This window comes from Streptomyces sp. NPDC059092 (assembly GCF_042756365.1).
Classification (GTDB): domain Bacteria; phylum Actinomycetota; class Actinomycetes; order Streptomycetales; family Streptomycetaceae; genus Streptomyces.
Map to the genome: position 1 here is coordinate 81,980 of NZ_JBHZEJ010000029.1, position 6,300 is coordinate 88,279.

At 72.6% G+C, this 6,300-nt stretch carries 6 protein-coding genes; 3 read left to right on the forward strand and 3 right to left on the reverse strand.

Annotated elements, in window-relative coordinates; genetic code table 11:
* Positions 1 to 86 precede the first annotated feature (86 nt).
* Together ACFXPL_RS18950 and ACFXPL_RS18955 are read right to left on the reverse strand one after the other, a co-directional pair.
* Positions 87 to 794 (reverse strand): L,D-transpeptidase family protein, encoded by a 708-nt coding sequence (locus ACFXPL_RS18950; protein ID WP_384920284.1) that lies wholly within the window; start codon positions 792 to 794, stop codon positions 87 to 89.
* 167 nt (positions 795 to 961) lie between these two features.
* On the reverse strand, positions 962 to 2,248 hold the full coding sequence (locus ACFXPL_RS18955) for an MFS transporter (RefSeq protein WP_384920287.1): 1,287 nt from the start codon (positions 2,246 to 2,248) through the stop codon (positions 962 to 964).
* Positions 2,249 to 2,445: 197 nt separating this feature from the next.
* On the opposite strand from ACFXPL_RS18955, the gene ACFXPL_RS18960 reads away from it, so the two are divergent.
* Positions 2,446 to 3,405, forward strand: a complete 960-nt coding sequence (locus tag ACFXPL_RS18960; RefSeq protein ID WP_384920290.1) for a LysR family transcriptional regulator — start codon at positions 2,446 to 2,448, stop codon at positions 3,403 to 3,405.
* Positions 3,406 to 3,414: 9 nt separating this feature from the next.
* Here ACFXPL_RS18960 and ACFXPL_RS18965 read toward each other — a convergent pair whose 3' ends face one another.
* A complete protein-coding gene (locus ACFXPL_RS18965) occupies positions 3,415 to 4,143 on the reverse strand; it encodes an alpha/beta hydrolase (protein ID WP_384920313.1) in 729 nt (242 codons plus the stop codon).
* A 201-nt stretch (positions 4,144 to 4,344) separates the two neighbouring features.
* Here ACFXPL_RS18965 and ACFXPL_RS18970 point away from each other — a divergent pair, with 201 nt between their 5' ends.
* Together ACFXPL_RS18970 and ACFXPL_RS18975 are read left to right on the forward strand one after the other, a co-directional pair.
* Positions 4,345 to 5,478, forward strand: coding sequence for an adenosine deaminase (locus ACFXPL_RS18970; RefSeq protein ID WP_384920292.1), 1,134 nt, complete (start codon positions 4,345 to 4,347; stop codon positions 5,476 to 5,478).
* A 180-nt stretch (positions 5,479 to 5,658) separates the two neighbouring features.
* Positions 5,659 to 6,042 (forward strand): ATP-binding protein, encoded by a 384-nt coding sequence (locus ACFXPL_RS18975; protein WP_384920295.1) that lies wholly within the window; start codon positions 5,659 to 5,661, stop codon positions 6,040 to 6,042.
* Positions 6,043 to 6,300 lie beyond the last annotated feature (258 nt).

The following is a 6,300-nucleotide window of genomic DNA, read 5'->3' on the forward strand; positions in this document are numbered from 1 at the left end:
CCCGGACCAGCTCCTGGTCCGGTGCTGATCCAGTCTCCCGGAAGCCGCCGCCCCGCGCCGACAAATGGCGCGGATTCGCCGTTTGCTCAGGTTCCCGGCTTGCGCCCGTACACGTACACCTCGTCGCCGTTCTTCAGCAGCGACCAGTACTTCACCGCATCGGCCTTGGTCATGTTCACACAGCCGTGGGAGCCCGGCGGATTCCACATGCTGACGCCCACCGAGTGAAAGGCCTGGCCGCCGTCGAAGAACTGGCTGTACGGCATCGGCACGTCGTAGATCGACGAGACGTGGTCCTTGTGCCGCCAGTAGATCTTCTTCAGCCCGGTCCTGGTCTCGTAGCCGTCCCGGCCCGTACGCACGGGCACCGGGCCGTACACCAGCTTCTTGCCGTCCTGGACCCAACTGAGCTGACGCGTGAGGTCGACGCAGGCGATCCGCCCCTTGTTCGTGGGGCACTTGCCGGCCGCGTTGGGGGTCTTGCCCGCCGCCTTCTGCCTGTTCATCAGGTCCATCACGCCCCAGGTGACGGGCCCCGCGTAACCGATGTTCGGGGTGATGCCGTGCTTCGTCTGGAAGGCCCTGATGGCCGTGCAGTCGGCGGTGGACTGCTTGCCGTCCGCCGTCCGGCCCAGGAACTTCTCGACCTGCTTCTGGTACGGGCCCGTACCGGACGTGCACGACGCGGCCTGTGCGGGCGCGGCGCCCGCCACCGACACGGCCAGTGGCACGACGAGCCCCGCGATCCCCGCGGCCACGGCCCCTCTGCGCGATATCCGACTTCTGCGTTCCACGCGTCCCCGCCCCCTTCACCGCGCGCCGCCTGAAGGGCGCGTCCTGGGGGCTAGACGGTCGGAGGGCGCCCGCAGTTGTACGGAAGGAAGAGGTAATGGGGCGTTCTTTACGGTTTCCGCGAAGGCGCCCGGTGTCCTCCGCGAACGCGCCGAGCGCCGAGTGCCTGCTACGAAAGCGCCAGGCGCTGCTCGGCCCGCTCCGCCCGCGCGACCCTCGTCCCGTACAGCGTGACCGAGACGACCCCGAGGACCGCCGCGAGCCCCAGCGCCACCGTCGCGGCCCAGCCGCCCGCGTGGAAGGCGATCGCACCGAGCGTGCCGCCCGCGCTGCTGCCCAGGTAGTACGACGACTGGTAGAGCGCGGAGGCCTGCGCGCGCGCCGTCTGCGCCGTACGGCTCACGGAGGACGAGGCGACCGCGTGACCGGCGAAGAAGCCCGCCGTGATCAGCACCAGGCCCAGCAGCACCGCGGCCAGCGCGTCCGAGAGGGAGAGCAGCAGCCCCGCCGTCGTCGTCCCGACGGCCAGGTAGAGCGCGCCGCGCCGCCCCAGCCGCGCGACCAGCCGGCCGGCCGCCGCCGAGGAGACCGTACCCACGAGATAGACCAGGAAGATCGAACCGATGACTCCCTGCGGCAGGCTGAACGGCTCCTCCACCAGCCGGTATCCGATCACGGTGTAGACCGCGCCGAACACCACCATGAAGAGCCCGCCGATCGCGTACAGCCGGCGCAGCAGTGGGTCGGAGAGATGGCCGCCCACCGTGCGCGCCAGCCCCATCGGGCTCAGCGAGCGCGGGCGGAAGTGCCGCGCCTTCGGCAGCAGGAGCCGGAAGACCACCGCGCACGCCACGGCCATCAGACCGACCACGCCCAGCGCCGCGCGCCACCCCCAGAGCTGGGCGACCCAGCCGGTGACGATCCGGCCGCTCATGCCGCCGACGCTGTTGCCCGCGACGAACAGCCCGATCGCGGCGACCAGCGCCTTCGGCCGCACCTCCTCGGCGAGGTACGCCATCGCGGAGGCCGGCAGCCCGGCCAGCGCCGCGCCCTGCACGGCGCGCAGCGCCACCAGCGACTCGACGTCCGGCGCGAACGGCACCAGCAGCCCGACCGCCACAGCGACCACCAGCGAGGCGGTCATCACCGTACGGCGCCCGTACCGTTCCGACAGCGCGCTCAGCGGCAGCACGAAGACGGCGAGCGCGCCCGTCGCCGCCGAGACCGTCCAGCTCGCCTGACTCGCCGTCACGCCGAGCCCGGCGGAGATCGCGGGCAGCAGCGCCTGCGTGGAGTAGAGGAGGGCGAAGGTCGCGACCCCGGCGGCGAAGAGCGCGAAGCTCATCCGGCGGTAGCCGGGCAGGCCGGGGGAGAGAAGCGAATCCGAGGCGGTGGGAGCGGACGGCGCGGCGGAGGCACCCGTGGTGACGGGCGCCTCGGTACTGACTGAAGGCATACGTCGAACATAGGCACCGCACTCTCATGCGTCCAATGCATGGAATGGCGATAATCGTTCCCATGGAGCATGAGCAGAGGTCACCGTCGCGCCTGTCACGGAACAGTGACGAACAGGACATGCGTCACACGCCCCCGAACCCGGACCTTGGGCCCTCGAACCCGAACCCCGGTCCCTCGAACCCGAATCCGGACCCCGTGCCCCCGAACCGGCCCCCCGGGCCCCGGCCCCCGGCGGTCGCCGGTCTGGACCCCGGATCCTGGTCCGCCGTCCTCGCCCCGCGCCTCGCCTACTTCGCCGGGGTGGCCCGCCACGAACACGTCACCCGCGCCGCACAGGACATGGGCGTCCCGCAGTCCACGCTCTCCCGGGCGATGGTCCGGCTCGAAGAGGACCTGGGCGTCGCCCTGTTCGCCCGCAAGGGCCGTACGGTCGCGCTCACCCACGCGGGCCGGGCGTTCCTCGGCTCCGTCGAACGGGCCCTCGGCGAGGTCGAGCGCGCCGCCGAATCCGTCCGCGCCGACGCCGACCCGGCCTCGGGCAAGGTCGCCTTCGGCTTTCTGCACACCATGGGCTCCGAGACCGTACCCGGCCTGATCAGGGCCTTCCGCGCCGACCATCCCCGGGTCCGGTTCCAGCTCGTCCAGAACTACGGCGAGGCGATGATCGAGCGCCTGCGCGCGGGCGAACTCGACCTCTGCCTCACCTCGCCGATCCCCGACGCCCCCGACCTGGTCGCCCGGCGCCTCGACGAGCAGCGGCTGCGCCTCGTCGTCCCCGATGACCACCGGCTCGCCGGGCGCCGCCGGGTACGCCTCGCCGAGGCCGCCGACGAAACGTTCGTCACCCTCGAACCGGGGTACGGACTGCGCCGGATCACCGACGACCTCTGCGCCGAGGCGGGGTTCCGGCCACGCGTCGCCTTCGAGGGCGAGGAGGCCGAGACGCTGCGCGGCCTGGTCGCGGCGGGCCTCGGCGTCGCGCTGCTGCCGCCCCCGGCCGTGGCCCGCCCGGGGGTCGTCGAACTGACGGTCACGGCGCCGCGCGCGGTACGGGAGATCGGCGTCGCCTGGCTCGACGGCCACCCGGACACCCCACCGGTGGCGGCCTTCAAACGCTTCCTGCTCTCACGCCGGGGCCAGCTCCTCCCCACGTAGCGCCGGCCGTCACGGCCGCAGCGACCGTCCGAACCCGGCCGCCAGCGGCATCCGCAGCCCCAGCGGCGGCGGCGCGGCCAGCGCGTCCGCCACCGGGCGCGAGTACGCCCGCGGCAGCAGCGAGCCCAGCACGAAGTCGGAGGCCAGCGCCAGGACCTCGGCGTGGTGCTGGCGCAGCGCGTGGCCGTCGGAGTGGACCTCGAAGCGGCAGATGTCACGGCTCGTCTTCTTGGCGCGCTCGGCCAGCCGGTAGGACAGTTCCGGGTCCGTGCGCGCGTCGGTGGTGCCGTGCATGATCATCACCCGGCGCCCCACGAGCTGCCGTACCGGCTCCGGTTCGGCGGCCCGGTCGTCCTCCGGCAGCCACGGGGCCATCGCCAGTACGGAGTTGACGGCCGCGTGGTCGGCGGCCCGGAGCGCCGCCCGGCCGCCCATCCCGTGCCCCACCAGGCACACCGGCACGTCTCCGTACCGCCGTACGACCTCCTCCGCCGCCCAGCGGGCGTCCGCGGCGAGGTGGGCCTCCGTACCGTTCCAGCCGCGCCGCGCGTACCGCACCACATGCGCCACCAGGCCCTCCGCCGTGCCCGCAGAGGCCAGGGAGCGCGCCAGTGGCAGCATCCGGGCGTGGGCGAGGAGCGAGGCGCCTTTGGCGGAGACCGGTTCACCCGAAGGGAGGACGAGGATCACGCCCCCCACCGCCGCGTCCGCGGCCGGTGCGACGACCGCCCGTCCCAGTCGCGCCCGTGGCTCCGCGCGGCGCGCGCGTGCCCAACCGTCCCGGCCTGCCGTACGTCCCCCCGGCGCGGGAACCGCCTGCTGTCCCATAACAGAACAGTCTCAGAAGGAGAGGTGTACGCCACCCGTCCGCGCGGTCACTGTTACGTATCGTCCAGGCGTACTCTACGCGCGTAGGGGAGGAAGAGTTAGAGTTCACGGATGACGAGCCAGACGTACCGTCCGCCCACCGCCGACCAGATCCGCCGCGCCCCCAAGGTCCTGCTCCACGACCATCTGGACGGCGGACTGCGTCCCGGCACGATCATCGACCTCGCCCGCGAGAACGGCTACGACGCCCTGCCGGAACACGAGGCGGACAAGCTCGGCCTCTGGTTCCGCGAGGCCGCCGACTCCGGGTCGCTGGAGCGCTATCTGGAGACCTTCGCCCACACCTGCGCCGTGATGCAGACGCGCGACGCGCTCTTCCGGGTCGCCGCCGAGTGCGCGCAGGACCTCGCCGAGGACGGCGTCGTCTACGCGGAGGTGCGGTACGCGCCCGAGCAGCACCTCGAAGGGGGGCTCACCCTCGAAGAGGTCGTCGAGGCCGTCAACGAGGGCTTCCGTGAAGGCGAGGCGCGCGCCCACGCCGACGGCCACCGGATCCGCGTCGGCGCGCTGCTCACCGCGATGCGGCACGCGGCCCGCGCCCTGGAGATCGCCGAACTCGCCAACCGCTACCGGGACTCGGGCGTCGTCGGCTTCGACATCGCGGGCGCCGAGGCCGGCTTCCCGCCCACCCGGCACCTCGACGCGTTCGAGTACCTGAAGCGCGAGAACAACCACTTCACCATCCACGCGGGCGAGGCGTTCGGGCTCCCCTCCATCTGGCAGGCGCTCCAGTGGTGCGGCGCCGACCGGCTCGGCCACGGCGTGCGCATCATCGACGACATCGAGGTCACGGAGGACGGTGCGGTGACGCTGGGCCGGCTCGCCGCGTACGTACGGGACAAGCGCGTCCCGCTGGAGATGTGCCCCAGCTCCAACCTCCAGACCGGCGCGGCCACCTCGATCGCGGACCACCCCATCGGGCTGCTGCGCAAGCTGCACTTCCGCGCGACGGTGAACACCGACAACCGTCTGATGAGCGCCACGAGCATGAGCCGGGAATTCGAGCTGCTGGTCGACGCCTTCGCGTACACGCTCGACGACATGCAATGGTTCACAGTCAATGCGATGAAATCAGCATTCATTCCTTTCGATGAACGACTGGCCATGATCAATGACGTGATCAAGCCCGGATACGCCGAGCTGAAATCCGAATGGCTGTTTAGGCAGACCGCTGTGACCAGCTAAGACACACGCGTCTCGGATCGAACAGCGGGAATCCGGAGGAACGGCGGGCGGTCGGGAACACGTGTTTCCGGCCGCCGCCAGGTGTTTGCGGGTCAGGTATGCGGCTGACTACCTTGCAGAGCCGCGCAGAAACCTTGTGTTCCACCCCGTATCCCCCGAGTCCCCAAGGACGAGATTCCGATGAAGCAGTCCGCCGTCAAGACCCTCGGTGTCGCCGCCCTCGGCGCCGCCTTCGCCGCAGCCGCCGCGGGCAGTGCCTCCGCCGCGCCCGCCGTCCCCGACGCGGGCGCCGCGCTCGGCGCCGTCGGTTCCGTCTCCAGGACGCTGCCTCTGGACCAGGCCGCCAAGGAGCTCCCGCAGCCGCTCTCCGGCGCGGCCACGGCCGCCGGGAGCGCGGTCGACACCGTCGAGTTCACCACGCCGTACGCGCTGGACGCGGTCCGTGCCTCCGGCCCCCTCGGCGACCTGGCCACCAACCCCCTCGGCTCCCTGCTCGGCGGCCTGCCCGTGAACGGTCTGGCCAAGGGCGGCCTCGGGCTCAACGGCATCCCGCTCGGCCGCTGACCCCCGTCGTCCTGGCCCGAGTCGTACTGGTCCGCATCGACCCCGTCCCCGTCCGGCGCGGTCCCCGTCCGGACCGGTCCGCTCCTGGTCCGGATCCCCTGCCGTCCGGGACCACCGTCCAGGACACCACGCGGTGGGGCGGGCGCGCCCGCCCGGGCGGGGGGGGGGGGCGCCCCCGCGGGGGGAGGGGCCGGGGGGCCGGCCGCGACGGGGGGGGGGGGGGGCGCGCGGCGCGGGGGGGCGCGGGGGGCGGGGCCC